Source organism: Bacillus cereus group sp. MYBK195-1 (assembly GCF_051916605.1).
Lineage (GTDB): Bacteria > Bacillota > Bacilli > Bacillales > Bacillaceae_G > Bacillus_A > Bacillus_A cereus.
In genome coordinates this window covers 127,337-153,771 of record NZ_JBQAGZ010000007.1, presented here as the reverse complement: position 1 = coordinate 153,771, position 26,435 = coordinate 127,337, and the positions used below count along the sequence as shown (strand labels likewise).

Here is a 26,435-nt window from a genome sequence, read left to right as displayed (position 1 = left end):
ATAAAAAGAAGGTTACCTCTCATAGGTAACCTTCTTTTTATATCCAACCCTTTTCTTCCGCAATTGTAATTGCTTCAATTCTATTTTTCGCATCAAGCTTCGCTAATACTTCAGAAATATAATTACGTACTGTACCCGGCGAAAGATAAAGTGCCTTCGCAATTTCGTTTGCCGTCTTTCCTTCTTTCGCAAGCAACAATACTTCCTTTTCGCGATCTGACAACGGATTTTGCTCCTGCCATAAACCAAACATTAAATCTTGGGAGACCTCTCGTTTCCCCTTCATTACATTACGAATTGCTGCCGCTAAATCTTCACTTGGGCTATCCTTTAATAAATAGCCGTGCACACCAGCTTTCATTGCTCGTTCAAAATATCCCGGCCGTGCAAATGTTGTTAAAATCATTACTTTGCATGATGATTTTTCTTTCTTTAAAGTCTCAGCGATATCCAATCCACTTTGAATCGGCATTTCAATATCCATAATACTTACATCTGGCTTTAACGATTCAATTAATTTTAACGCCTCTTCCCCGTTCGCAGCTTGTCCAATTACTTCGATATCATCTTCTAGATCAAGCAGAGCCCCTAACGCACCACGAAGCATCCGCTGATCTTCTGCAAGAATAATTCGGATCATGCCCTCACCTCATCTTTTCCTGTTCTAATAACAACTGGAACTTTTACTGTTAACAACGTCCCTGGATTGATTGTACCTAGTTCAACAAATCCATCAATAAGAGCAATTCGTTCTTTCATGCCGCGAATACCATTTCCATCATGATTTTGATCTGTTAAACCGATTCCGTTATCTTCTACTTTCAAAATCAGTTCACCTTGTGATTCTAATACAGAAACTGCGCACCGCGTCGCCTTACTATGTTTTACAACATTTGTAACAGCCTCACGTAAACACATCCCGACAATATTTTGTTCAATTGGTGATAACGAGCTCGATCTTGCTTCTTGCCTCACTTCTAATTCAATATTAGCTGCTTGTAAGATTGCTTTTATTTGCTCTAGCTCTTCTTCTACCGTAATCATACGCATATCAGAAATTAATTCTCTCAGCTGTTTTAAGGCTGTACGAGACGTTTGTGTAATTTCCTTCGCTTCCGCACTTGCACGCTCTGGATTTTTTACGATTAACTTCTCTACAAGCTGGCTTTTTAAAGTAATAAGAGATAACGTATGCCCTAATGTGTCATGAAGATCTCTTGCAATCCGCTGCCGTTCTTCACGTTTTACTAAGTCTTTAATTTGCTCGTTCGCCTCATCTAATTGATTTCTTAACATCTTTTTCTGATTAAAATTACGCATACCAAATGGCGTAAGAAGCATTAAAATAAACATCGGAACGATATTTACTAAACTTGTAGTTGTTATTTGATTCATATTTACAAATAAAAATGCTCCAAGCATTATAACTAAAGAGCATAACAGCACTCGAAATACTTTCTTATTTGGCGCAAATCCCATCGCACTTGCTGTGAAAAAGCCAAAAAATATCATAAAAGGATTATAAAATAAAGCAAATAAAAAGATGAGTATCATTTGAATGCATGCCCATAAAATAAACGTCTTCTGAACAAAATAAAGCTGACGGTATGTGATAATAAAAAGTATCAACATACCGCTTCCTAGCACAAGCTTCCACCCTGATGCTTGTGCTAAATGGTAAATTAGAAATAATAAATACACAAGCCACATGTACGGAAAAAATCCCATATGTTTTGGAAAAATCTCAATCCTCTTCTTCTCTATCATTTATACCGCTTCCTGTCTTTTTCTTATATATATTGATACTACAACAAATATAAGGAAATAACCTCCTAATACCGCGATATTTTCCCATCCAATTGATTTTCCAGCTACAATATCCCACGCACCACTTCCGAAATGGTATGTTGGTGTCCATTCACCAATCGTTCTTAATATTTTTGGGAATACTTCAATCGGCATCCATAACCCGCCAACTATAGCTAAACTCATATTTAAAATATTTGCTAAGCCAGCAGCTGCGTCCGCCTTCTTAATGGAACCTATTACTGTTCCTAACGCTAAAAATGGTGTTACCCCTAACAATAACCATAACCCCGCACCAATCCATTGCCCTACCGTTAAGTCAACATGATTAATTAGTATCCCTGCAATAAAGATAACTAATATTGAAAAAGCATTTACTACTGTTTGAGCGATAATTTTCGCTGTTAAATATGCTCCCTCTGGAAGCGGTGTAATTTTTAAAAGATGTGTCCATCCTTGCCCTTTTTCCTGAGAAAGTCTCACACCGAAACTAAAGAGTGCAGTCCCTACAATACTGAAAGTTGCCATCGAAATTAAATAATGTGCTTTCCACGCATCTCCGTTTTGTGGTACTTGAACAACATTTGTAAAAATGTAGTAAAACATAACAGGCATTAATAATGAGAAAAAGATAAATAATTTATTGCGGAATGTACGTAAAATTTCTATTTTGCACTGCATCCATAACGCTCTCATGCGATTTCCTCCTTCTGATTTGCGACAAACTGTTCAAATGCCTCATCAAGGCTTCCACGTTCAACTGAAACATCTGTTACAGGTAAACTCCTTTGATAAATGGCTTTTAAAGTTGCATCCGTATCCTCCGTTGTTAAAATGAAGCGTCCTTCGTTTGACTTTACTTCTGTTACATTTGGTAATTCCTTTAGTAATTTTGTAGGAATGCTTTCCTTTGAGTAAAATGTAATTGTTTTTCTCGAAATCGTTGCTTTCATTTCGTCTGGTGTACCATCTGCGATAATCTTTCCGTTCGCAAATAATAAGATACGATTTGCTAAAGCATCTGCTTCTTCTAAATAATGCGTCGTTAAAATAATCGTTTTCCCTTCACTTGCTAACTTTCGAATCGTTTCCCAAAACGTTCTTCGAGACGTAATATCCATTCCGACTGTCGGCTCATCTAAAAATAACAAATCCGGATTTCCCGCAAGTGCAAGCGCAAAGTTTAACCTTCTTTTTTGCCCACCTGATAATTTCTCACATCTTTGCTTTCGCTCTGATTCTAAATTTGATAACTGCAGTAACGTCTCTTTCTCTATAGGATTCGTATAATAACTACGGAATAACTCAATTGCCTCTTCCACCGTAATACTATCAATGACACTTACTTCTTGCAGCATCGCACCGAGGCTATTACGAACATCTCTATGCTTTGGACTCTTTCCAAATATAGAGACCTTACCTTCCGTTGGTTCCTTTAATCCAAGTATCATCGACATCGTCGTTGTTTTCCCCGCACCATTCGGACCAAGTAACGCTACTATTTCCCCTTTATTTACATGGAATGAAACATTATTTACTGCGTTTTTATGTTTAAATGTTTTAGAAACACCATTTACTTCAATAATCTTTTCCATCTCTCCACCCCCGCTGTTTCTTATATTTACATTGTATTACTTGGAAAACTTAGGAAACAGTATAGTGCGTCATAACATCGATATGACAATTGTCATGTATTCTTTATGAGAGGAATCAACCCGCATACCGCAAGCGAGTAGCAGGACGAAAATAAACATGATACAATCGGATAAGATATATATTCGAGGAAGGACAGTGGTTTTCATGATTATTCGTAATGAACAAGATTTAGAAGGCTTACGAAAAATCGGCCGCATCGTTGCGCTTGCACGTGAAGAAATGAAAAAACAAGCGAAGCCAGGTATGACAACGAAAGAGCTTGATTTGATCGGTAAAAAAGTATTAGATGAGCATGGTGCTATTTCTGCACCTGAAAAAGAATATGATTTTCCAGGTGTAACTTGCATTAGTGTAAATGAAGAAGTTGCTCATGGTATTCCAGGAGATCGTGTATTAAAAGAAGGCGACTTAGTAAACGTCGATGTATCTGCTGCACTTGATGGCTATTATGCAGATACAGGCATTTCATTTGTTCTTGGAGAAGACGAGGCAAAAGAAAAACTTTGCCAAGCAGCGGTTGATGCATTTTGGGCAGCAATGAAAAAGGTTAGAGCTGGCTCAAAACAAAATCAAATTGGTCGTGCTGTTTCAAACTTCGCACATAAAAGTGGATACAATGTTATTCAAAACTTAACTGGTCACGGCATTGGTCTTAGCTTACATGAAGCACCAAATCACATTTTAAGTTACTATGACCCAATGGATAATGCGCTTCTAAAAGACGGTCTTGTTATCGCTGTAGAACCTTTCATCTCTATGAAAGCTGATCATATTATTGAACGTGGTGACGACGGTTGGACATTCGTTACACCTGATAAAAGTCTTGTTGCACAATGTGAACATACCGTTGTCGTAACACGCGGTGAACCAATAATCTTAACAGAAATCTAATACCAAAAACGGCTGTTTTGTAGATTTATTCCACATAAAACAGCCGTTTTTTATTTTTGGGAAAATATGTGAACTATTGTTGAACTCTTTATCATTTAAGTATATAATCTTTAGCGGAGGTTACTTAAGCTTATCTTTACTAAAAAGATATTGTAACTAAGGAGTAAAACACCTTCTTTCTTATTGTTTAAACAGTCTCAAAAATGACCGTAGTAACGTGTTAGTCGAATATTCTGTAATCCTTATATTTCTCTAACAATGTAAGAAACTATCATCTTTCAACTTCGGTCCACTAATCGCACAACTCTCTTTAGACAAAATAAATGACTATTTTCAAAGTACATATTGTCTTCATTCTGACCAAAACCAACCCTATCTAGATTTTTATTTCCACATAACTTTAAGGCAAAAATAAGCCTTCACAAAGGGATACACTACATTGGTTAGTATGTATCGTAAAACTTACCTTTATAACCATTCTTTTTTACTAGATATACATGAAAACTATCTCACATATAAAGGTCTGATATCATTCTTTATATCAGTATTTTTTTCGACATTTTTTGTCGAATTGTGTATATTTCCATAGAACTGTGTAAATATACATTTTGTTTTACGTTAAATAATATTGCTTTGAACATAATTCTGTTTGTCTGAGAACGCGTATAGAAACGGAGGGATAACAAAAATAAATAGCTTATAACAAATACTTTTAATATTCCATTTGTTCATGTGGAATAAGTCCCCAATGGACAAATGAATGTTCAGAGGAGGAAAAATGAAAAAACTTTTTAATGTATGTTTAATTGTATTCGTACTATTTTCGCAACTTGCTAGTTTTCCATACAATCAAGTAAGAGCGGAAACCTTAACAGGAGATTCCTTATTTGACACTGTTGAAATGAAAGATGCGACGAATCATATTATTGACGAATCAAAAAATCCTAACAATTTAATAAAGATAGGATCAACCATTCAAGTAGAATACGCTTGGTCAATAAAGGATCAACAAGTTGCACACGCAAATGATACAGCAGTAGTTCAAATACCACTTGCATTAAAAGTATCTAAAGATTTGCAAGGGGATTTAGTAACAGATCAAAAAAATATTGGTCAATATTTTATAACAGCTAAAGATAATAAATTAAAATTAATATTTAATGATCAAGTAGAAAATTTGAAAGACGCTAAAGGAAAAATTAAAGTTGATACCGTGTTTAACTCAACTTTAAAACCTGGGGAAAAATCAGTTCAAATCGCTTTTCCTTTAGGAACAATGGTTCAGCCTATATCAGTTCCTGTTCAAGTAGAAAACTCTAAAGAAGATGGCACCAAACAGGATACTAATAAACAAGCGCAAGATCCAGTAGCTAAACCTGTTACTGACAATCCGGAGCAAGATCCAGCAACTAAAACTGTTACTGATAATCCGGAACAAAAGCTATCAAGCGACCCTGCTGAGAATACAAATTCAGGTCCAAAGCAAATAACAACAAACATTTTAACCGGTGTAAAGTTGACGGATAAAGACGGAAAACCATTTACAGAGGATAACCGTCCAAGTACAGATTCCCCTGCCAATATTGAGTTTACATGGGAACTTTTAAAATCAATGAATGTGAAAAATGGAGATTACTATATTTTTGATCTTCCTAAACATTTTAAGATTTACAATACAATTAACAGTCCTTTATATGATAGTGAAAACCATCAAATTGGTAATTTTACTGTTACAAAAGATGGAAAAGTCACGATGACATTCAACGATTATGTTGAAGAGCATCCAGATGTTGCTGGTAACCTACAATTAAAGACAGAATTTAATAAAGCTGAAATTAAAGGTACAACAACACAAGAAATTCCTTTCCCGATTAAAGATAAGGATGTTTCTATTACAGTTGACTTTAAGCCTAATGTACAAACAGCTACGAATAAAAAAGGATTACCTGATAGACCAATTAATACAAATGAAATTAATTGGAAAGTAGAGATGAACAAAACGCAAGACACCCTTAAAAACGCTATTTTTAAAGATAACATTCCACAAGGTACAAACTTAAATAAAGATTCTATTAAAGTTTATTATTTAGAAGTTGATGTTAATGGGAATGTAACGCGTGGTGCAGAAGCTGAGCCAACAGATTACAATATTATTTCATCAGATGGTTCAAAATTGGAGATTGCTTTCAAAGATTCTATCAATAAAGCATATCAAATCGAATATGCCACAAAAGTTACTGATGAAAATATTAAAAGTTTCCGAAATAACGTTACGATAACGAGTGATAATCAAAAGCAACAAAACGCAAGCTCTACTGTAACGGTTTCTCGTGGTACACACTTAAATAAAACAAGTAAATATGATCCAAAGACGCAAACAATTGAGTGGACAATTACTTACAATGGTGATCAAAGAGAGATCAAAAAAGCAGATGCGATTTTAAAAGATATTTTTGACGATACACACGAACTAGATGCAAATTCTATTGTTGTAAAAAACGCTTCATATAATGAAAAAGGAACGCTTGTAACAGGAGACGCTGTTAATAATTACACTGTAAGTAACAAGAAGAATGGATTCGATTTACAATTTAATGATGATATTAATAGTGCTTATGTGATTACCTATAAAACCAAGCCAACTAATAAAGTTATAGAAGATGGAAAAGTAAAAAATAAAGTTACAGCTGATAATGATTCAAGTAAAGAAAATGAAGCTAGCTTCAAGCAGCAAAATATTATTAAATCTAATAATAAAGCTGAAACAAATTATAAAGACAAAACAACAACTTGGACAATTATAGTAAATAATAACAACTATCCATTAAACAACGCGATCATTACGGACACCTTTGATCATGGTGGATTACAATTAAAAGATAAGAAACTAGAAATTAAAGACGGAAATTATACCCTTCAAGCTGGGACTGACTATATTTTAGATACAACAGATAAAGGCTTCAAAATTACTCTTATAGGTACGTATCAGTCTAATATGACAAAGACATTAGTCGTAAAATATACGACAGACTTTGATTATACAAAGCTAGAAAGTAGTAAAACTTCATTTAAAAATACAGGTAACCTTTCTTGGATAGATACGGATTCTAATCCACAAACAAATAAAGTTGAAGCTAATTTCGATCCTGATACTTTCACAAAGGCAAATGGTTATAAATACGGTTCTTATAACGCCCAAACGAAGGAAATTACTTGGATAATAGGCTTTAACTATAATAATGTCGAGATTAAAGATCCTTATGTTATAGACGTCATACAAGATAAACAAAAGTTAGTGCCTGGATCCATTGAAGTGCGCGATATGATTTTAAATGGAAATCCTGATAATGCACAACCTGGTAATGCTGTACCAACTGAGAAATATGAACTTGAAGAACCTACAGAGGAAAATAAAAACACCCTAAAGGTTCATTTCAAACAATCAATTAATTCACCTTACTATATTATCTTTAAAACAAGCCTTGATGGTGAACTTATCCAAGGCACCTACAAAAACGAGGCAGATTTAAAAGATGGCTCTAAAATTGTAAACACCCTTACAGGTGACACTCAAGTAAATAAAGGTGGCAGCTTCGTTACTAAAAAAGCTGTGCAAGACGACAACTATATTAATTGGAGTATCGCAATTAACGAAAGCCAATCAACCATTGCAGATGCCGTTGTAACAGATGATCCAACCGAAAATCAGGTAATTGTGGAAGATTCATTCCACTTATATCCTACAACTGTTGATCCATATGGAAATTTAACAAAAGATACAGTAAACGAATTAAAAGAAGGAACAGACTATAAACTCAAAATAACAACAGACAATAATACCGGAAAGCAACATTTTGAAATTGCCTTCTTGAAAAAAATTGATCGAGCTTATATTTTAGAATATCGCTCACTTATTAATGCAGACGATAAAGAAAAAGTAAGTAATAAAGCGAAAATCACAGGCAATAAGTTGACAGTTAAAAACACAGAAACTACTGAAACGATTGAAGTGAGAATGTCTTCTGGTTCAGGCGGAGGATCTGCTACTAAAGGCCGTGGAAACCTTGAAATTATAAAGGTAGATAACGACAATAAGAACGCACTATTAGCTGGGGCAGAATTTACTTTATACGATCGTACAGGAAAAACAGTTATTCGTAAAATAACAACAGACAAAGACGGCATCGCTAAATTTAATAACTTAAAACGCGATAAATATTTATTAAAAGAAACAAAAGCTCCTGAGGGCTATGTAATTAGCTGGGATTTAAAACAGGGAAAAATTGTTGAACTTGGTTCACAAGAGACTACAACATATAAACTTGCAAATAAGAAATTTGTCGGTAAAGTAGTTTTAACAAAGTCTGATGACCTGAATAAAAACGTCACACTGCAAGGTGCCGTTTTCACACTACTTGATAAAGACAAAAAAATAATTTCAGAACACGAAAAATTAACAACAAATGATAAAGGACAAATTACTGTAGATAATTTAAAATCAGGAACTTACTACTTAAAAGAAATAAAGGCTCCTGAGCATTATCAATTAGATGATCGACTTATTGAATTTACAATCGAGGAAGATCAAACAACAGTAATTAATAAAACGGCCCAAAACAGCTTAATTAGAGGCTCAGCTATCCTAACAAAAGTTGATAAAGAGGGTAATACTTTAGAAGGTGCTGTATTTAGTGTACGGGACCAAAATAACAAAAGAATTCCTGGTTATACCAAATTAACGACAAATGGTAACGGACAAATCGAAGCGAAAAATTTACTTCCTGGAGAGTACCAATTTGTTGAAGAGAAAGCACCTGAACATTATGAAATAGATAAAAAACCGCTTAAATTTACAATTGATAAAAGCCAACAGAAAGCACTTACTGTTACCGCGACAAATCACCTCATTAAAGGTGGTGTCACTTTAACGAAAGTCGATGATGTCGATGGCACTGCCCTTGAAGGTGCTGTATTTAAAATTGTCGATGCGAATGACGAGAAACAAGTAATTCGTGAAAATATAAAAACAGGTTCAGATGGAAAAGTTACCGTTAAAGATCTAGAGCCTGGTGTTTATAAATTTATCGAAACAGAAGCTCCTAAGGATTATACGTTAAGTACAAACCCTATCGAGTTTACAATTGATAAAAGCCAACAAGCTCTTGCTACTGTTACGGCAAATAACAGCTTAAAAACGGGCGAAGTTGAATTATTAAAAGTTGATGAGTTTGGTGAGAAAAAACCACTTGAAGGTGCAGTATTCAAGCTTGTCGATACAAATAATAATGACGTTTCCCCTCACACTAACTTAACTACTGATAAACACGGTAAAGTTAAAGTTAGTAACCTACGTCCTGGTACGTATAAATTCATTGAAATAGCTGCTCCTGAACATTACGTTTTACGAGCAGAACCTATTGAATTTACAATCGATAGAAGTCAGAAAGAAACTCTACTTGTGAAAGCTGAAAATGCTTTAAAACCAGGAGATGTTGAATTAACAAAAGTTGATGATGTCGATGGTACAGCTCTTGAAGGTGCTGTATTTAAAATTGTTGATGCAAATGATGAAAAGAAAGTCATTCGCGAAAATATAAAAACTGGTGCGGATGGTAAAGCTATCGCTACTGGCTTACGCCCTGGCGATTATAAATTTATCGAAGTAACAGCACCGAAGTATTACGACAAAAATACAAAACCAATTAAATTTACGATTACAGAAAGTCAAACAACTCAGGCTACTGTTACCGCTAAAAACAGCTTAACAAAAGGCGGTATTGAGTTAACAAAAGTGAATGCTGCAAATGAAAAGGAAACACTTGAAGGTGCAGTATTTAAAATCGTTAATAGAGATACTAATGAAGATGTTCGTACGGACCTTGTTACGAATAGTAAAGGAATGCTAGTTGTAGATGACTTACGTCCTGGTAACTATAAACTTATCGAAACAAAGGCTCCAACTTATTACGATGTAAATGTAGAACCAATTGAATTTACAATCGAAAAAGGACAACAAAAACTCCTTCCACTTACATTTAAAAATAGTTTAACGAAAGGAAAAGTTAAACTTATTAAAGAAGATGATGTGGAAAGTAGTAAAGCTCTTGCCGGCGCTGTATTCACATTGCAAGACGCAACTGGCAAAGAAATTATGAAAGATTTAACAACAGATGATCACGGAGTATTAGTTATTCCTGATTTAGCACCAGGGGATTATCAATTTATCGAAACAAAAGCCCCTGAACATTATAAATTAGACAAAACACCTATTAAGTTCACAATTAAAAAAGGTAGTAAGGAAGATCTTCCTATCCCTGTTACTGTAAAAAATAGTTTACTTACAGGTGGCGTCACTTTAACAAAAGTTGATGATGTTGATGGCACTACTCTTGAAGGTGCAGAATTTATAATCATTGACGCTCATGATACTAAAAAGGTAATTAGAAAAGGTTTAACGACTGATAAAAACGGTAAAATTACTGCTTCTGATTTACGTCCTGGAGACTATCAATTTATTGAAGTAAAAGCTCCAAAAGACTATACCTTAAGCAAAGATCCTATTCCGTTCACTATCGAAAAAAGTCAAAAAGAGAATATTACTGTTACTGCTACTAACAGTTTAAAGAAAGGTGCGGTAACATTAACAAAAATTGATGACATCGATCGTACGATGCTCGAAGGTGCAATCTTTAAGATTGTTGATATGAATGGTAAGGAAGTTCATACGAATCTTGTTACTGATAAAAACGGAAAAATTTCTGTTTCTGATTTACACCCTGGAGACTATCAGTTCATTGAAACAAAAGCTCCTGAGCACTATGTATTAGATGAAACAACGATTCCATTTACAATTGAAAGAAGTCAAGCGAAAGAGATCAATGTTACAGGCAAAAATGCTTTAAAAAAAGGTAGCATTGAACTAACAAAGATTGACGATATTGATATAAATACAAAACTTTCTAACGCCGTATTTAATTTATTAGATGCAGACGGTGAGCTAGTTGAAGAAGGCTTAAAAACAAATGCTGAAGGTAAAATTGTTGTTGAAAATCTACGTCCTGGTACGTATCAATTCGTTGAAACAATTGCTCCTGAACATTACGATTTAGATAAAAAACCTATCGTATTTACAATTAAAAAGAGCCAAACTGAAACTCTTCATATCACTGCTACAAATGCTTTAACAAAGGGTGCAGCTAAACTTTCTAAAGTAGACGATGTTGATGGCACTGTTCTTAAAGATGCAGTATTTAAAATTGTTAATATGAACGGTGATGTAGTTCATAAAGACCTTGTTACAAATGAACAAGGAATAATCGAAATTAACGACCTACGTCCTGGTGATTACCAATTCATCGAAACGAAAGCTCCTAAGCATTACGTTTTAGATGAAACACCAATCAAATTCACTATTGAAAAAGGACAGAAGAAAGTTATTTCTTTAACTGCTACAAATAGCTTAAAACAAGGTAGTATCGAATTACTTAAAGTTGATGATTTAAACACTCAAACAAAACTTGCCGATGCGGTATTTCATTTACTAGATCAAGATGGCAAAGTACTTAAAACAGATTTAAAAACAAACAGTGAAGGTAAAATCGTTATCGAAAACTTACGTCCTGGTACGTATCAATTCGTTGAAATAACGGCTCCTGAACACTATGATTTAGACAAAAAAACAATTATATTTACAATTAAAAAAAGCCAAAAAGATATTGCTACCGTTACTATGAAAAATAGTTTAACAAAAGGCGGCGTGGAACTTTCTAAAGTGGATGACGTCGATGGCACTACTCTTGAAGGCGCAGTATTTAAAATTGTGGATATGAATGGCACTGTAATTCGCAAAGATCTTGTTACGAATCAACAAGGTAAAATTAGCGTTTCTGACCTACGTCCTGGTGATTATCAATTCATCGAGACAACGGCTCCGAAACACTATGATTTAAACAAAGAGCCAATTCCATTCACAATCACAAAGAGCCAAGCTGATCCTATCTCCGTTACAGCTACAAATAGCTTAACGAAAGGCACTGTGGAACTTTCTAAAGTAGATGATGTAGATGGTACTGCTCTTAAAGATGCGATATTTAAAATTACTGATATGAATGGTAACGACATTCGCACTGAGCTTACAACAGATGTACATGGAAAAATTTCTGTTTCTGATTTACGTCCTGGGGACTATCAGTTTATTGAAACGAAAGCTCCTGAACACTATAAATTAGATAGTACACCTATTAAGTTTACAATTAAGAAAAGCCAAAAAGAAAAGCTCCAAGTTACTGCTACAAATAGCTTAACTGAGGGTGCTGTAGAATTAATAAAAGTGGATGATATAAATCCAGATACAAAACTTTCTGATGCAGTGTTTAACATCATCGATGCGAAAGGTAAAATTGTTCGCACTGATTTAACTACTGATAAAGATGGGAAGATTTCTGTTTCTGATTTACGTCCGGGAGATTATCAGTTCATTGAAACGAAAGCTCCAACTGGCTATGATTTAAACGTTAAACCAATTCCTTTCACAATTACGAAAGGACAATCTCAGGTTACCTCTGTTACAGCCTTAAATAGTTTAACAACAGGTTCAATTGAGTTAACTAAAGTTGATATTGATCACCATGGAACACTTGAAGGTGCCATTTTCAATATTTTAGACCAAGATGGAAAAGTCATCCGAGAAGGTTTAAAAACAGATCAACACGGAAAAGTAATCGTAAATGATTTGAAACCTGATAATTATCAATTAGTAGAAACAAAGGCTCCTAAAGGCTATCAATTAGATGCATCACCAATAAACTTTACAATTGATAAAGCCCAAGCTACGCCACTACAAATTACAGTTTCAAATAAAAAAATTGAATCTTCTTCAGGTGGAGATGACAAGCCAATTACTCCTCCAAATAAAGAAGAAAACAAAAGCAATGAAATATCTGAGAAACACGAAAACGGAACTTCCGAAGAAACATCGAATAAAACAGATAACAAACAGCAAGATGATCGAAATACGGATAAGTACCTTCCAAATACAGGTCATAAAGAAGACCCTACACAAACAGTAGGTATTGTTCTTCTACTAGCTGGATTATTAAGTATTTTAGCTACAAAACGCAAAAAAAATTATTAATAATTTTTTCACATCCAATCAATCTCTCAATTGATTGGATGTTTTTTTATACAAAAAGGACGATACATAAAGTATCGTCCTTTTAACGGGGTGAGGCTGCCCAAAAGTACGGAAAACCTTTGAACAGCCTCTTATTTTCATATGGATGCCTTACATATATCACTGATAATAATTATGAAATGCGGAAACATAATTACCATCAACTGATTCAAACATGAGAAATGAAACCCTACAGTGGTTCCATTCCTCTACATAATCTAAAGTTTGGGTACACTAGATTCATGCAATGTAGGAGCTTTCAGAGTAGAAAGCGAACCTTCGTTTAAAATGATAGCATACATATCTCCCTCAAAAATATGCAAATATGCATATATCGTTTTTTATTTCTCAATGTCAGAATATTGAAAAATAAAAGGTGTGAAGGTAAAATAAAGTCATTATCCGTCTTCTTTTGTCAGTCAGAGAGAATAGAAGAATAGGAGAGGAAAAAATGAGAAAATCATTGAAACAAAAAATAGTAAGCTCTTTGCTTGCTGTATCACTTGCTGTTAGCTTAGCTCCAATTGGGCAAGCAAAAGCGGATTCCACGTCAGAGGTTACACAAACTCCATCTATTACAAAACAGATTGATCCAAACCGCGCGATTGAACATGTTCGTTTCTTATCTGAAACAATTGGTCCTCGCCCCGGTGGAACAAAATCCGAAGAATGGGCTTCTCGTTACATTGGTATGCAGCTTAAATCAATGGGCTATGACGTAGAATATCAACCATTTCAGGTGCCCGATCAATACGTTGGATTCATTGAATCACCACTATCAACAAAACGTAATTGGCAAGCTGGTGCTGCTCCTAATGCACTAATTTCTACAGAAGCTGTTACAGCTCCCCTTATCTTTGTTGAAGGTGGGACAAAATTAGAAGATATTCCAAATGAAGTAAACGGTAAAATTGTTTTATTTGAAAGAGGAACGACAGTTACCGACTATAATAAACAAGTTGAAAATGCTGTTAGCAAAGGTGCAAAAGGTGTTCTTTTATACAGTTTAATTGGCGGGCGCGGAAATTATGGACAAACCTTCAATCCCCGCCTAACGAAAAAGCAATCTATCCCTGTCTTTGGTCTTGCTTATGCGCAAGGAAATGCATTTAAAGAAGAAATCGCTAAAAAAGGGACAACAATTCTTTCCCTAAAAGCGAGACATGAATCTAAATTAACATCTCTAAATGTTATCGCCAAAAAGAAACCAAAAAAGAGTACAGGTAATGAAAAAGCAGTCGTTGTAAGCTCGCACTATGATAGTGTTGTCGGAGCACCTGGCGCAAATGATAATGCTTCTGGAACTGGATTAGTATTAGAACTAGCTCGTGCTTTTCAAAATGTAGAAACTGATAAAGAAATTCGCTTTATTACCTTTGGTTCTGAAGAAACTGGATTACTTGGTTCGGATTATTACGTGAATAGTCTATCCCAAAAAGAACGCGACCGTATTTTAGGTGTCTTTAACGCCGACATGGTTGCAACAAATTATGATAAAGCAAAGAATTTATATGCTATGACACCTGATGGCTCTACAAACTTTGTAACAGACGCTGCCTTGCAAGCAGGTAAACAACTAAATAATAACCTCATCCTACAAGGTAAATTCGGTTCTAGTGATCATGTTCCATTTGCTGAAGCTGGTATTCCTGCTGCTCTATTCATTTGGATGGGTGTCGATAGTTGGAATCCATTAATCTATCATATTGAGAAGGTATACCATACACCTCAAGATAACGTATTAGAAAACATTTCACCTGAACGAATGAGAATGGCATTAGACGTTATCGGAACAGGAGTTTATAACTCGCTTCAAAAACCTGTTCCTCAAACTGAACAGAAAGCTGCTTAATCATTTAAAATACCACTGATTTTATCAGTGGTATTTTATTGAGAAAAAATATATATGCATAAAAGCATATTTTATCCTACCCATTATCGTATACAATATTAACTGTAACAAAACTGATTACAACTAATAAGGAGGCTTTTTCTATTATGAAAAAAATGATTTTAGCAGGTGCATTAACTTTAGCAGGAATTACTGGAGCTACTGCGTTTATTCCTGAAACAAAAGTCGCTGCTGCCGCTCAAGAACAAAGCTTTACAAAATTTTATTCTTTGCAAACTGGAGGTAGTTCTGAACAAGAACCTATTTTCCTTCAAAAAGGACAAGAACTAACAATTCATCCTAACAGCAAAACTCCTAGTTACAGTGTTTATGACTCAAATCATAACCTTATTGGACGTTATTCTGATGGTTACGGCCGAATTTTCACTGCAAAAACAGATGGCAATATGTATGTTCAATTTCATGCACCTTACGTTTACTATAGTCCTGTTAGTTTTTCTGTTACTTATACTATTCAATAGAAAAGAGGTCCTTTATAGGACCCTTTTATTTCTCTTCCCAATTCACTTTTACAAATCCATCTTTTACTTTTAATCCGCTTATATTCAATACATATTCTTCATTTGCTTTTAAAGTAACTGTAAAAGTACCTTTTTTCGATTCACAAATTTCCTTTAACTCTTTTATACCTTCTCCTTGTCTTTCATACACACTAAAACATAAGTTTCCTCGTTTTGCATCTGTCTCATAAGAAAATGTCACTTCTGTATCCTTTTCATACTGAAATTCAATATCCTTACCGGCAATATCCCATGATGAGAATTTTGCCTTGTAACTTGTTTTCCCTTGCCTCTCATTTGCTAAATATATATCTCCGGCTCTCCACGCATCATCTAACGTTTGTGCAAAAGTAAAACCACTAAGTAATACAAACATTGTGCTTGCCAATATCGCAACTAATGTTACTTTCTGTTTTTTAACAAAATTCACCTTACATTCTCCTTCAACCTTCTTTTTACTTCTTCTTACCATATATAATAAAAACCCAATAAAGAATGGCAATATAACTGCTAAAATACTCCATCCTTTGCTCATTTGATGTGCTTTAGCATCTGTATATACCCATGACGCAACACATATTAAAAGTGCTATAAAAGCCAAAAACATTGTAATCCCAGCTATCTCAAATACTACAAATGGATTAGCGAACTCTATCATCTAATTTATACTCCTTCTTTAAAAATGACTGTATTACAACATATATCGGAACGTATACGTGCATCATAATCACACTTGCTATCAGCATAGGAATTTTATGATCCAAATGAGTGATAAATTGTTCTATAACAATTGTTAACAAAACAATCCAAATGGCATGAATACTAATTAGCCACCTCTTCTCTAACTTCTGAGCCTTTCGCACACTCTGCTTCGTGTTATTGATTAGCTCTTCGCTTGGAATTATCTCTCCTGCTAAACTGCTCTTTATTTTCTGTTCAAATTTATCTTCCTTCATGAACGAACCCCTCCAAATGTTCTCGCATTTTCTTTTTCCCATAATTAAGCCGATACTTTACCGTACCAATCGGTATATTTAATATTTCACTCATTTCCTTGTAAGAATATTGTTCATAGTAATAGAGTACGAGTACCGTTTTATATTTTTCATTTAATAAATGTATAACTTCCCATATCATTTCCGCTTCTACCTTTTGAATGATTTCCTCTGATATATTCACATCATCTACAAACTCTACTTCTCCACCATCTTCTTTATGAAATAAATCTAATACGCGATCTTTCCATCTTTTCTTCTTGCGGTAAAAGTCATAAAATGTACGAACGCAAATTGTAGTAATCCACTTTTTATAATTATCCACATAAGAAAGTTGGTGCCTTGATGAAAAAACCTTTATCCACGTCTCTTGAAAAATATCTTCCGCATCTTCTTTCGTTTTCGCTAACTTATAGCATAAGGAATATATTTGCTTCTTATATATATCAATTAATTCTTCTATCTTTTCTTCCATCATACGCCTCCTGTCATTTATATAAGACGACGCAAATTCCTCTTTTGTTTGATAAAATTTTATTTTTTTATTATCTCCACATAAAAAGGCAATCACAACATCGTGTGATTGCCTTTTATTTAAAAACGAAAGTCCGCTTCCGTTTTTCTTTATGTCCAGCTCTGCCTCCTAGCCCCTTCTGTCTAAGAACCTTCCCCACTAGAAGATAAAATGCATCTTCTGTGGGAAAGCCCCTTAGCCTTCGGGACTAAACAGTCGGCTCCGCTTTTCTTTATTGTCCAGTTCCAGCGGCTAGAATACTCGGTGGCTTCGCGCCTTCCTCCGAGGCAAAGTACGCCTCTCTGTCAGGAGCTCCATCCCCCTCCTATTCTAAACGAGCCGCTTCCGCTTTTCTTCATTACATTTTTTCTGGTGCAGATACTCCTACGATTGCTAATGCATTTTGAAGTGTAGTGCGTACTGCCTTCATTAACTCGTAACGAGCTTTACTTAATTCTAAGTTATCTTGGTTTAATACTTTTTCTGCATTGTAGAAGCTGTGTAATGTTGCTGCTAATTCAAATGCATAGTTTGTAATACGGTGTGGCAGACGTTTTTGTGCTGCATCCGCAACTACAGCTGGGAATTCACCAAGTTTTTTCAGTAACTCTACTTCTTTCTCAGAAGTAACAAGCTTGTAGTTCACATCTCCGCCTGTAGCTAATCCTAACTCTTCACCTTGACGAAGGATACTGCATACACGAGCATGAGCATATTGTGCATAGTATACTGGGTTTTCATTAGATTTTGATACAGCTAAGTCCATATCGAAGTCTAAATGAGAATCACCGCTACGCATTGCGAAGAAGTAACGCATTGCGTCCACGCCTACTTCTTCCATAAGCTCACGAAGTGTAACTGCTTTACCCGTACGCTTACTCATCTTCATTTTTTCACCGTTTTGATACAGTTGTACCATTTGGATGATTTCTACTTCAAGTGTTTCTTTATCGTAACCAAGTGCTTGAATAGCAGCCTTCATACGAGGAATGTAACCGTGGTGGTCAGCACCCCAAATGTTGATTAACTTATCAAAACCACGCTCTAATTTATCACGGTGATACGCGATATCTGGCGTTAAGTATGTGTAAGAACCATCGTTTTTAATTAATACACGGTTTTTATCGTCACCGTAAGTCATTGAACGGAACCAAGTTGCTCCATCTTCTTCAAAGATCTCTTCGCGCTCTTTTAATACGGCAAGAGCTTGATCGATTTTTCCGTTTTTGTATAGTGATGTTTCTGAGAACCATACATCAAATTTAACACGGAAGCTTTCTAAGTCTTTTTGAAGTTTTGCTAATTCATATTTTAAACCGTACTCACGGTAGAATTCATAGCTTTCTTTTTCATCAGCTTTCGCATAACGATCGCCGAATTCTTCAGCTAAACGTTTACCGATTCCAATGATATCCGCACCATGGTAACCGTCTTCTGGCATTTCTTTATCTAAGCCTAAAGCTTGCATGTAACGAGCTTCAACAGAAAGAGCTAAGTTATGAATTTGGTTACCAGCATCATTAATGTAGTACTCACGAGATACATCGTAGCCTGCTTTTGCTAATAGGTTACATAAAGTATCACCTACTGCCGCACCACGTGCATGCCCTAAGTGAAGGTCACCTGTTGGATTCGCAGATACGAACTCAACTTGTACTTTTTCACCTTTACCAGTATTCGTTTCACCGTAAGCTTCACCAGCGTTTACGATTGTTGGAATTAAATCTGTTAAGTAGCTATTATCCATATAGAAGTTAATAAAACCAGGACCAGCGATTTCGATTTTTTCAATAGAAGCTTTTGCTTTATCGAAGTTTGCAACTAGTTCTTCTGCAATCATACGAGGTGCTTTCTTCGCAACGCGTGCAAGTTGCATTGCCATATTTGTAGAGAAGTCACCATTTGTTTTATCTTTTGGAGATTCTAATACAACGGTTGGAATCTGTTCTTCTGTCGCTAATTCTGCCTTTAATACAGCAGCCTGAATTTCTTCTTTAATCAATCCTTTTACTTGTTCTAAGGAATTCATTATTTTGCCTCCTTCAAATTAATTGTAATAGTATATCTGCCAGCTTCTTGTTCACTTAGAAGCAATGCGTAAGTTAAGAAGAGTTGTCCTTTTTTCTTTTCATCCGACCATTTAAAAAGAACGTTATCAGTCTTTGTTTGCAATGCAAACGTACCAAGTTCACTCGTATACGTACCAGTTGTCCATTCACCTTTCACATGCGTCTGACGCATAGAAACAGCACCTGAACGCATAATGAGAACTTGTTCATCTTGAATTTTAATAATTGTTTTCACTTCGCCTTGTTCGTTCGGCTCCTGGAATGTTACATATGTACCTTGACCTTTTACATAGTATTGACCATTTGCTTCAAAAGCAACGGTTTCCTTCCTCGCCCCTTCACGGATTTCTGTTACGAAATGAACGTGTACCGGCAAGCCTGCAAGTTGTTTCTCCACGTCTTGCACACCTTTCAAATGTTATAGATATTAAATACTACTTATAATAAATCACTTTTCCTATCATATCAAAAAAAGACTCTGTCTGTCTGCTGAAAAATCAGGAAAACTCCATTTCAAAAAATAATTCACTTCTACTTTATTTCATATGATAAAATATTTTTTAAATCTTAATATTCTTTCAATTAAAGAGGTGAATATAGTGATACCAACAAAGTTAAAAAAGGGTGATGAAATACGAGTGATTTCACCATCGTGTAGTTTAAGTATTGTTTCAAATGAAAATAAAAAATTTGCTATAAAAAGATTAACCGACATGGGCTTTCAAGTTACATTCTCAAAATATGCCGATGAGATAGATCGATTTGCTTCCTCTTCTATTTCTTCCCGCATTCAAGACCTCCATAAAGCATTTGGAGACCCTAATGTAAAAGCTATTTTGACGACACTTGGCGGATACAACTCCAATGGTTTATTGAAACATCTCGATTATGATCTAATTCGTAAAAACCCGAAATTTTTCTGTGGTTATTCAGATATTACTGCTTTAAATAATGCAATTTACGCAAAAACAGGTCTCGTTACATATTCAGGACCCCATTTCTCTTCCTTTGGAATGGAGAAAGGGCTCGAGTATACAACCGATTACTTTTTAAAGTGCTTAACTTCTAATGAGCCTATTGAAGTCCTGCCATCTGAAACATGGAGCGATGATTCTTGGTATATAGATCAGGAAAATCGAGAATTTATTAAAAATGAAGGATACGTTTCAATTCAGGAAGGAGAAGCTACGGGAGATATTATCGGTGGCAATATGAGCACATTTAACTTACTGCAAGGCACACCATATATGCCAAATTTAAAGAACAAAATTTTATTTATTGAAGAAGATAGTTTAACTGGAACATCTACTCTTAAAACTTTTGATCGTTATTTACATTCCCTTATGCAGCAGCAAGATTTTGAATACATAAAGGGAATCATTATAGGAAAGATGCAAAAAGGTGCAGAATGTACGATAGAAGACATTCAAGAAATGATTGCTTCAAAACCTGAACTTGCACATATTCCTATCATTGCAAACGCAAGTTTCGGGCATACAACCCCGATTTTCACTTTTCCAATTGGTGGACGTGCAAAAATTATTTCTAACAAGGAAAAAACATCTATCACTATTTTAACGCACTAAAAAGGAGCGAATGAGTCGCTCCTTTTATGGTTTTTCTATTTTTTCCAACGCTTTTTGTGGAATAGATTCTTTCGGGATTTCAGCCCATCCTTTTCCTTGCATACCTTTTGCATAAATTTTTATAAACGCCCCCGTATGCAATTCACGGTTCATCATTCTTTTAATGATCTGTAACTTTCCGTCTTCTGTATACCCTTTAAAAGTATACAAGTATTCTCCGTCTTTTTTCTCACCTTTATCTATAACCGCATAATAATCTTGTATTTCTTTATTTGAAAAGAAGTTGTCTACAAAAGCATGTACACCTTCTGTTTTTGTGTTCAAATAATACGCTGTTCCACCTAGAATAATGGCGAATACAGCTAAAACTTTAATTACCAATTTCATACATGAACCTCCTGTTTGCACTTCTTTCTCACTAGTATTATATCTATACTTGTATTATACGGAAAAGAGCATACTATACTCTATCTAAAAGTCTTACACTTTCCTTACATTATTGTAAGGGATTTTTTCTTACAGCAAGTTCCCAAGAAAAAATTTTTCCGTTTCATACACTTTTATATTATTATTGAATGATACGAATTTTTATTACAAAAATCAAAGGAGACAGTTTTCAAATGGCTATCTTGCAAGGTTTAGCACTATTACTTGTTGTACTTTGTCTATTTACACTTTTTAGTTACCGTGCGCCTTATGGAATGAAGGCGATGGGTGCTTTAGCTAATGCAGCAATCGCAAGTTTTCTTATTGAAGCATTTCACCGTTATATAGGTGGAGAAATGTTTCATAATGACTTTTTACAATCAGTAGGAGAAGCTTCCGGTAGTATGAGCGGTGTCGCAGCAGCGATTTTAGTCGCATTAGCAATCGGTGTTTCCCCCGTATACGCTGTTTTAATTGGTATCGCTACTAGTGGATTCGGTATTTTACCAGGATTTTTCGCTGGATACGTTTGTGCTTTCGTCGTGAAATTTCTCGAAAAGAAATTACCAGCTGGCGTGGAATTTTTAGCAATCCTATTTATCGCTGCACCAATCTCACGCGGAATGGCAATGCTTATGGATCCGCTCGTTAACGCAACACTCGGTAAAATCGGTTCTATGATTTCAGTTGCAACTACAGAAAGTCCTATCATTATGGGTATTATGCTTGGTGGATTAATAACAGTTATTTCTACCTCTCCACTGAGTTCTATGGCACTAACTGCAATGCTTGGATTAACAGGTTTACCAATGGCGATTGGTAGTCTTGCCGTTGCGGCCTCAGCCCCGATGAACTTTATTTTCTTTAAACGATTAAAAATTTGTTCAAAGAAAGATACAATTGCTGTAGCAATCGAGCCTTTAACACAAGCCGATGTTGTCTCAGCAAATCCAATTCCTATCTATATGACAAATTTCGTTGGCGGTGCACTTGCCGGTATTATTACATCGCTATTCCAACTTGTTAATAATGCACCAGGAACAGCATCACCAATTCCAGGTCTTCTTGTCCTATTCGGATTTAATGACGTTATAAAAGTAACGATCGCTGCCGTACTATGTGGAATCGTTACCACTATTGTCGGATACATTGGATCTATTGTGTTCCGTAAATATCCAATCCGCTCTGCTGATGAAATTCGCGGAGTTACTTCGGAAGAGAAGGTTGCATAAAAAAAGAGCTATTCCCATCGATTGAGAATAGCTCTTTTTTGTGTTGCATAATGGCAAATGAAATTATATCGGCGGTTTTTTAAATATATCAGCGATTTTTTTAATATATCGACTTACCGACACATAACGACAAAGTAAGAGCCCTTAATCATATAGAGGGCTCTTACTTTATCTAGCTGCAGCGGCTAGAATGATCGGTGGCTTCGCTTCTTCCTTCGAGGCAAAAAGCGCCTCTACGTCTGAAGCTCCATCCCCCTCACATTCTGAGCGAGCCGCTTCCGCTTTTATTTTATCCAGTTACGCCTCCTAGACCCTTGCGTCTAAGAACCTTCCCTGCCAAAAGGTAAAAAGCACCTTTTGCAGGAAAGAACCTTAGTCACCGGGTCTAAACAGTCGGCTTCACTTTTATTTCACCCAACCGAGCAGCATTTCCCGCACGAATTTGCTTGCTGCGACTGGTGTTTGATCACTATGGTCATAGACTGGAGCTACTTCTACTAAGTCTGCTCCAACTACATTTATATTTGAATTTGCAATTGCTACGATGGAATCTAATAATTCTTTAGATGTGATACCGCCAGCTTCTAACGTTCCTGTTCCTGGAGCGTGAGCTGGGTCTAATACATCAATGTCGATTGTGACATAGACTGGGCGGCCAGCAAGTTTCGGTAATACTTCTTTTAACGGTTCTAATACGTCAAATTTGTATAAGTTCATACCTACTTCTTTCGCCCATTCAAATTCTTCCTTCATTCCAGAACGAATTCCGAAAGAATATACGTTTTCCGGACCAATTAAATCACACACTTTACGAATTGGTGTAGAGTGGGATAAAGGCTCCCCTTCATACGATTCACGTAAATCAGTATGAGCATCCATGTGGATGATTGCTAAATCCGGATATTTTTTTGCCATTGCCTTAAAAATTGGCCAAGACACTAGGTGCTCACCGCCGAGACCTAGTGGAAACTTATCGGCATCTAAAAGTTTTGATACATACTCTTCAATCATGTCTAAGCTGCGTTGTGCGTTTCCAAATGGTAATGGGATATCACCCGCATCAAAATATTTTACCTCTTCTAGTTCACGATCTAAATACGGGCTATATTCTTCAAGACCGATTGATACTTCACGAATACGTGCAGGGCCAAAACGAGATCCCGGACGGTAACTTACTGTCCAATCCATAGGCATCCCATAAATAACTACCTTTGACTCTTCAAAACTTGGATGACTTTTAATAAATACTTTACCTGAATAAGCTTCATCAAAACGCATATTCTTTTCCTCCTTATGTGGAACTTAAGGTATCCCAACCTTTCACTATTTCTCAAATTTGGAGCGAATTGCTCCTCTTTCTCGATTTACCGGGTCTTCTTTTTAACAACAAGAAGACGATTTTCTCTACAGAAGTGTAAGTAGCTAGCATGTTCAAGTCTTCTGGACAAACACCTTAAATGAGCTACTTACACTTTATTTGGTTGATACAATTCTCTTACTTAATTAAATCGCCAACAAATTTCGGTAATGCGAATGCTGCATTGTGTAATTCTTTTGTGTAGTATTTCGTTTCGATTTCGTGGAAACGCTCTTCACTTACTTCTAGTGGATCATGTTTTTTAGATCCAATTGTGAACGTCCAAAGACCACTTGGGTATGTTGGAATATTAGCTGTGTATAAACGAGTAATTGGGAAAATCTCTTTTACATCTTTAAACACAGTCGTAATTAGTTCTGGTGTAAACCAAGGGTTGTCCGTTTGTGCAACAAAAATACCATCTTCTTTTAACGCTTTAGAGATTCCAGCGTAGAAACCTTTCGTAAATAAGTTTACTGCTGGCCCTACTGGCTCAGTAGAATCTACCATAATTACGTCGTATTCATTTTCGCTTTCTGCGATGTGTAGGAAACCGTCTCCTACTTTTACTTCTACACGCTCATTATCTAATGCACCTGCGATTGATGGTAAGTATTGTTTAGAGTACTCAATTACTTTTCCATCGATTTCAACAAGAGTTGCTTTCTTTACACTTGGGTGTTTTAATACTTCGCGAATAACACCGCCATCGCCGCCGCCAACAACTAATACGTTCTCAGGATTTGGATGTGTAAATAAAGGTACGTGCGCTACCATTTCGTGATAAACGAACTCGTCCTTTTCTGTTGTCATAACCATGCCGTCTAAAATAAGCATGTTTCCGAACTCTTCCGTTTCAACCATATCTAGTTTTTGGAATTCTGTTTGCTCCGTATGTAATGTGCGGTTAATACGCGCCGTAATCCCAAAATGTTTTGTTTGTTTTTCAGTGAACCATAGTTCCATCGTACAATCACGCCTTTCAATGCAAATTTATAATAGGGACATCATTAATGTCCCCTAACAAAAATAAAACAAAACATCCAAAATGTATAGTTAAAAGTACAAAAATACCGAAAATATATTTTAGTCAGAGGGTTCTAACATATGTGCGGAAAGGGTTTGCACCGTAAAAGGAAAGAAAACCCTTTCTTAAGAAAGGGCTTTTGTCTCTATTTCTACTGGTTTACGAATTGGAATTAGGATCATAATACAACCAACTAACACAACAATTCCACCTACTAAAAACGGACTTTGTGGTGAAACAGTATGACCGATAATTCCTGATAAAATTGGAGCAATCGCACCACCTAACCAACGAACAAAGTTATAAACACCTGACGTAACAGATCTTTCATAAGGTGAAATATCCATTACATAACTTGTATATAATGCATTGTTTAAGCCAGATGCCAATCCTGATAAAACGATAAGAGTAATTTGTAACCACATAATTTTCACAAAGAATAGTGCAATTAAGAAAATCGCAAATACGAGTAAACTACCCTTTAATAATGTTTTTGGTTCATATTTCCCTTCTAGCTTATGTGCTAAAATTGCAGAACCGTAAGCTAACGCGAGCCCCCATCCGCAAAATACAAAGCCTAATTGAATAGCTGATAAATGCATAATAAGTGGTGAATATGCTAACACAACGAAAAATCCGTAGTAGTATAACATTCCTGAAATCGCACCTTGCATAAACGGTTTATACTTCACCAGGTTAAGTAATTCTCCTACCCCAGCAGCCTTTCGCTTCACTTTTCGCTCCGGTTCTTTTACAAAAAAGAATACTAAAATAAATGCTAAGAAAATTAAAATACTTGTCGCGAAAAACGGATAACGCCAAGAATGACCACCTAATATCCCGCCTAATAATGGTCCGCCAGCCATGCCTAAACCGATAGCTGCTTCGTATAATCCTACTGCTTCATGAACTTCTTTACTTAATGCTATTAATAGCGTCATTGCTGTAGCAAAAAACATCGCATTTCCTAATCCCCATCCAGCGCGGAAAAGAGATAATTGAGCAATCGTTTGCGATATACCGCATATAAACGCAAATACAGTCACAATTGCAAGGCCGATTGTCATCATTCGTTTATCACCAAATCTCGATGCAAATATACCAGCTGGTAACATCATGATTGCCATCGTTAAAATATAAGCGGTAAATAACATTTCAACTTGCCAATGCGTTGCACCGATTTTCTCAGCAATAATTGGCAAAATTGGGTCAACTACCCCTATACCCGAAAAGGCAAGGAAGGTAGCCACCACTGTAATCAATCTCCCTAGTTTTTGTTTGCTCTCCATTTT

Annotated in this window: 19 protein-coding genes; 6 read left to right on the top strand and 13 right to left on the bottom strand. The window is 35.7% G+C overall.

The annotated features are described in order from the left end of the window. Positions 1-37: 37 nt before the first annotated feature. From ACTFRY_RS23830 to ACTFRY_RS23815, 4 genes are read right to left on the bottom strand one after another with little or no spacing between them, the layout of a single operon-like run. Positions 38-640, bottom strand: coding sequence for a response regulator transcription factor (locus ACTFRY_RS23830; protein WP_098616155.1), 603 nt, complete (start codon positions 638-640; stop codon positions 38-40). Further along, complete coding sequence (locus ACTFRY_RS23825; RefSeq protein ID WP_098616156.1) at positions 637-1,767, bottom strand: sensor histidine kinase; 1,131 nt, start codon at positions 1,765-1,767, stop codon at positions 637-639. Before ACTFRY_RS23825 ends, ACTFRY_RS23830 begins: the two co-directional genes overlap by 4 nt. Next, complete coding sequence (locus tag ACTFRY_RS23820; RefSeq protein WP_098616157.1) at positions 1,768-2,502, bottom strand: ABC transporter permease; 735 nt, start codon at positions 2,500-2,502, stop codon at positions 1,768-1,770. Continuing rightward, positions 2,499-3,401, bottom strand: a complete 903-nt coding sequence (locus ACTFRY_RS23815; RefSeq protein WP_098616158.1) for an ABC transporter ATP-binding protein — start codon at positions 3,399-3,401, stop codon at positions 2,499-2,501. Before ACTFRY_RS23815 ends, ACTFRY_RS23820 begins: the two co-directional genes overlap by 4 nt. A 157-nt stretch (positions 3,402-3,558) precedes the next feature. Between ACTFRY_RS23815 and map the strand changes: the two genes are divergently transcribed. The 4 genes from map to ACTFRY_RS23795 all read left to right on the top strand — a co-directional run bounded on the left by map (position 3,559) and on the right by ACTFRY_RS23795 (position 15,898). After that, positions 3,559-4,353: a type I methionyl aminopeptidase gene (gene map, locus ACTFRY_RS23810; RefSeq protein ID WP_003313889.1), complete on the top strand. Its 795-nt coding sequence runs from the start codon at positions 3,559-3,561 to the stop codon at positions 4,351-4,353. A 778-nt stretch (positions 4,354-5,131) separates the two neighbouring features. Then, on the top strand, positions 5,132-13,486 hold the full coding sequence (locus ACTFRY_RS23805; protein ID WP_176545900.1) for a SpaA isopeptide-forming pilin-related protein: 8,355 nt from the start codon (positions 5,132-5,134) through the stop codon (positions 13,484-13,486). A 490-nt stretch (positions 13,487-13,976) separates the two neighbouring features. Further along, positions 13,977-15,377: a M28 family metallopeptidase gene (locus ACTFRY_RS23800; protein ID WP_001232213.1), complete on the top strand. Its 1,401-nt coding sequence runs from the start codon at positions 13,977-13,979 to the stop codon at positions 15,375-15,377. Positions 15,378-15,523: 146 nt separating this feature from the next. Continuing rightward, a complete protein-coding gene (locus ACTFRY_RS23795) occupies positions 15,524-15,898 on the top strand; it encodes a hypothetical protein (RefSeq protein ID WP_000738221.1) in 375 nt (124 codons plus the stop codon). A 25-nt stretch (positions 15,899-15,923) separates the two neighbouring features. On the opposite strand, the gene ACTFRY_RS23790 is transcribed toward ACTFRY_RS23795, so the two are convergent. The 5 genes from ACTFRY_RS23790 to ACTFRY_RS23770 all read right to left on the bottom strand — a co-directional run bounded on the left by ACTFRY_RS23790 (position 15,924) and on the right by ACTFRY_RS23770 (position 19,912). Further along, positions 15,924-16,595, bottom strand: coding sequence for a hypothetical protein (locus tag ACTFRY_RS23790; RefSeq protein WP_000568890.1), 672 nt, complete (start codon positions 16,593-16,595; stop codon positions 15,924-15,926). Continuing rightward, positions 16,579-16,893, bottom strand: coding sequence for a hypothetical protein (locus ACTFRY_RS23785; RefSeq protein ID WP_000656689.1), 315 nt, complete (start codon positions 16,891-16,893; stop codon positions 16,579-16,581). The genes ACTFRY_RS23790 and ACTFRY_RS23785 overlap by 17 nt, the downstream gene beginning before the upstream one ends. Next, entirely contained in the window at positions 16,880-17,407 is a 528-nt protein-coding gene (locus tag ACTFRY_RS23780) for an RNA polymerase sigma factor (RefSeq protein WP_000391477.1), read from the bottom strand. The genes ACTFRY_RS23785 and ACTFRY_RS23780 overlap by 14 nt, the downstream gene beginning before the upstream one ends. A gap of 397 nt (positions 17,408-17,804) precedes the next feature. Beyond that, entirely contained in the window at positions 17,805-19,475 is a 1,671-nt protein-coding gene (gene argS / locus ACTFRY_RS23775) for an arginine--tRNA ligase (protein ID WP_098616160.1), read from the bottom strand. After that, positions 19,475-19,912 (bottom strand): DUF1934 domain-containing protein, encoded by a 438-nt coding sequence (locus ACTFRY_RS23770; RefSeq protein WP_000414867.1) that lies wholly within the window; start codon positions 19,910-19,912, stop codon positions 19,475-19,477. Before ACTFRY_RS23770 ends, argS begins: the two co-directional genes overlap by 1 nt. A gap of 202 nt (positions 19,913-20,114) precedes the next feature. On the opposite strand from ACTFRY_RS23770, the gene ACTFRY_RS23765 reads away from it, so the two are divergent. Beyond that, the gene (locus tag ACTFRY_RS23765) at positions 20,115-21,101 is read left to right on the top strand and encodes a S66 family peptidase (RefSeq protein ID WP_098616161.1); all 987 of its coding nucleotides are present in this window, start codon (positions 20,115-20,117) and stop codon (positions 21,099-21,101) included. Positions 21,102-21,125: 24 nt separating this feature from the next. On the opposite strand, the gene ACTFRY_RS23760 is transcribed toward ACTFRY_RS23765, so the two are convergent. Next, complete coding sequence (locus ACTFRY_RS23760; RefSeq protein WP_000779920.1) at positions 21,126-21,488, bottom strand: YxeA family protein; 363 nt, start codon at positions 21,486-21,488, stop codon at positions 21,126-21,128. A 233-nt stretch (positions 21,489-21,721) separates the two neighbouring features. Between ACTFRY_RS23760 and ACTFRY_RS23755 the strand changes: the two genes are divergently transcribed. Next, complete coding sequence (locus tag ACTFRY_RS23755; RefSeq protein WP_000996328.1) at positions 21,722-22,759, top strand: PTS sugar transporter subunit IIC; 1,038 nt, start codon at positions 21,722-21,724, stop codon at positions 22,757-22,759. A 405-nt stretch (positions 22,760-23,164) separates the two neighbouring features. On the opposite strand, the gene speB is transcribed toward ACTFRY_RS23755, so the two are convergent. From speB to ACTFRY_RS23740, 3 genes are all read right to left on the bottom strand, one after another. Then, positions 23,165-24,037, bottom strand: coding sequence for an agmatinase (gene speB, locus ACTFRY_RS23750; protein WP_001209831.1), 873 nt, complete (start codon positions 24,035-24,037; stop codon positions 23,165-23,167). A gap of 217 nt (positions 24,038-24,254) precedes the next feature. Further along, positions 24,255-25,082, bottom strand: coding sequence for a polyamine aminopropyltransferase (speE, locus tag ACTFRY_RS23745; RefSeq protein WP_000424696.1), 828 nt, complete (start codon positions 25,080-25,082; stop codon positions 24,255-24,257). Between the two features lie 186 nt (positions 25,083-25,268). Beyond that, positions 25,269-26,432, bottom strand: a complete 1,164-nt coding sequence (locus ACTFRY_RS23740) for an MFS transporter (protein ID WP_000444233.1) — start codon at positions 26,430-26,432, stop codon at positions 25,269-25,271. Between the last annotated feature and the right edge of the window lie 3 nt (positions 26,433-26,435).

Bases quoted from the DNA above. Each gene is read 5' to 3' on its own strand.
- ACTFRY_RS23830 (WP_098616155.1), bottom strand. From the start codon at position 640: ATGATCCGAATTATTCTTGCAGAAGATCAGCGGATGCTTCGTGGTGCG.
- ACTFRY_RS23825 (WP_098616156.1), bottom strand. From the start codon at position 1,767: ATGATAGAGAAGAAGAGGATTGAGATTTTTCCAAAACATATGGGATTT.
- ACTFRY_RS23820 (WP_098616157.1), bottom strand. From the start codon at position 2,502: ATGAGAGCGTTATGGATGCAGTGCAAAATAGAAATTTTACGTACATTC.
- ACTFRY_RS23815 (WP_098616158.1), bottom strand. From the start codon at position 3,401: ATGGAAAAGATTATTGAAGTAAATGGTGTTTCTAAAACATTTAAACAT.
- map (WP_003313889.1), top strand. From the start codon at position 3,559: ATGATACAATCGGATAAGATATATATTCGAGGAAGGACAGTGGTTTTC.
- ACTFRY_RS23805 (WP_176545900.1), top strand. From the start codon at position 5,132: ATGAAAAAACTTTTTAATGTATGTTTAATTGTATTCGTACTATTTTCG.
- ACTFRY_RS23800 (WP_001232213.1), top strand. From the start codon at position 13,977: ATGAGAAAATCATTGAAACAAAAAATAGTAAGCTCTTTGCTTGCTGTA.
- ACTFRY_RS23795 (WP_000738221.1), top strand. From the start codon at position 15,524: ATGAAAAAAATGATTTTAGCAGGTGCATTAACTTTAGCAGGAATTACT.
- ACTFRY_RS23790 (WP_000568890.1), bottom strand. From the start codon at position 16,595: ATGATAGAGTTCGCTAATCCATTTGTAGTATTTGAGATAGCTGGGATT.
- ACTFRY_RS23785 (WP_000656689.1), bottom strand. From the start codon at position 16,893: ATGAAGGAAGATAAATTTGAACAGAAAATAAAGAGCAGTTTAGCAGGA.
- ACTFRY_RS23780 (WP_000391477.1), bottom strand. From the start codon at position 17,407: ATGGAAGAAAAGATAGAAGAATTAATTGATATATATAAGAAGCAAATA.
- argS (WP_098616160.1), bottom strand. From the start codon at position 19,475: ATGAATTCCTTAGAACAAGTAAAAGGATTGATTAAAGAAGAAATTCAG.
- ACTFRY_RS23760 (WP_000779920.1), bottom strand. From the start codon at position 21,488: ATGAAATTGGTAATTAAAGTTTTAGCTGTATTCGCCATTATTCTAGGT.
- ACTFRY_RS23755 (WP_000996328.1), top strand. From the start codon at position 21,722: ATGGCTATCTTGCAAGGTTTAGCACTATTACTTGTTGTACTTTGTCTA.
- speB (WP_001209831.1), bottom strand. From the start codon at position 24,037: ATGCGTTTTGATGAAGCTTATTCAGGTAAAGTATTTATTAAAAGTCAT.
- speE (WP_000424696.1), bottom strand. From the start codon at position 25,082: ATGGAACTATGGTTCACTGAAAAACAAACAAAACATTTTGGGATTACG.
- ACTFRY_RS23740 (WP_000444233.1), bottom strand. From the start codon at position 26,432: ATGGAGAGCAAACAAAAACTAGGGAGATTGATTACAGTGGTGGCTACC.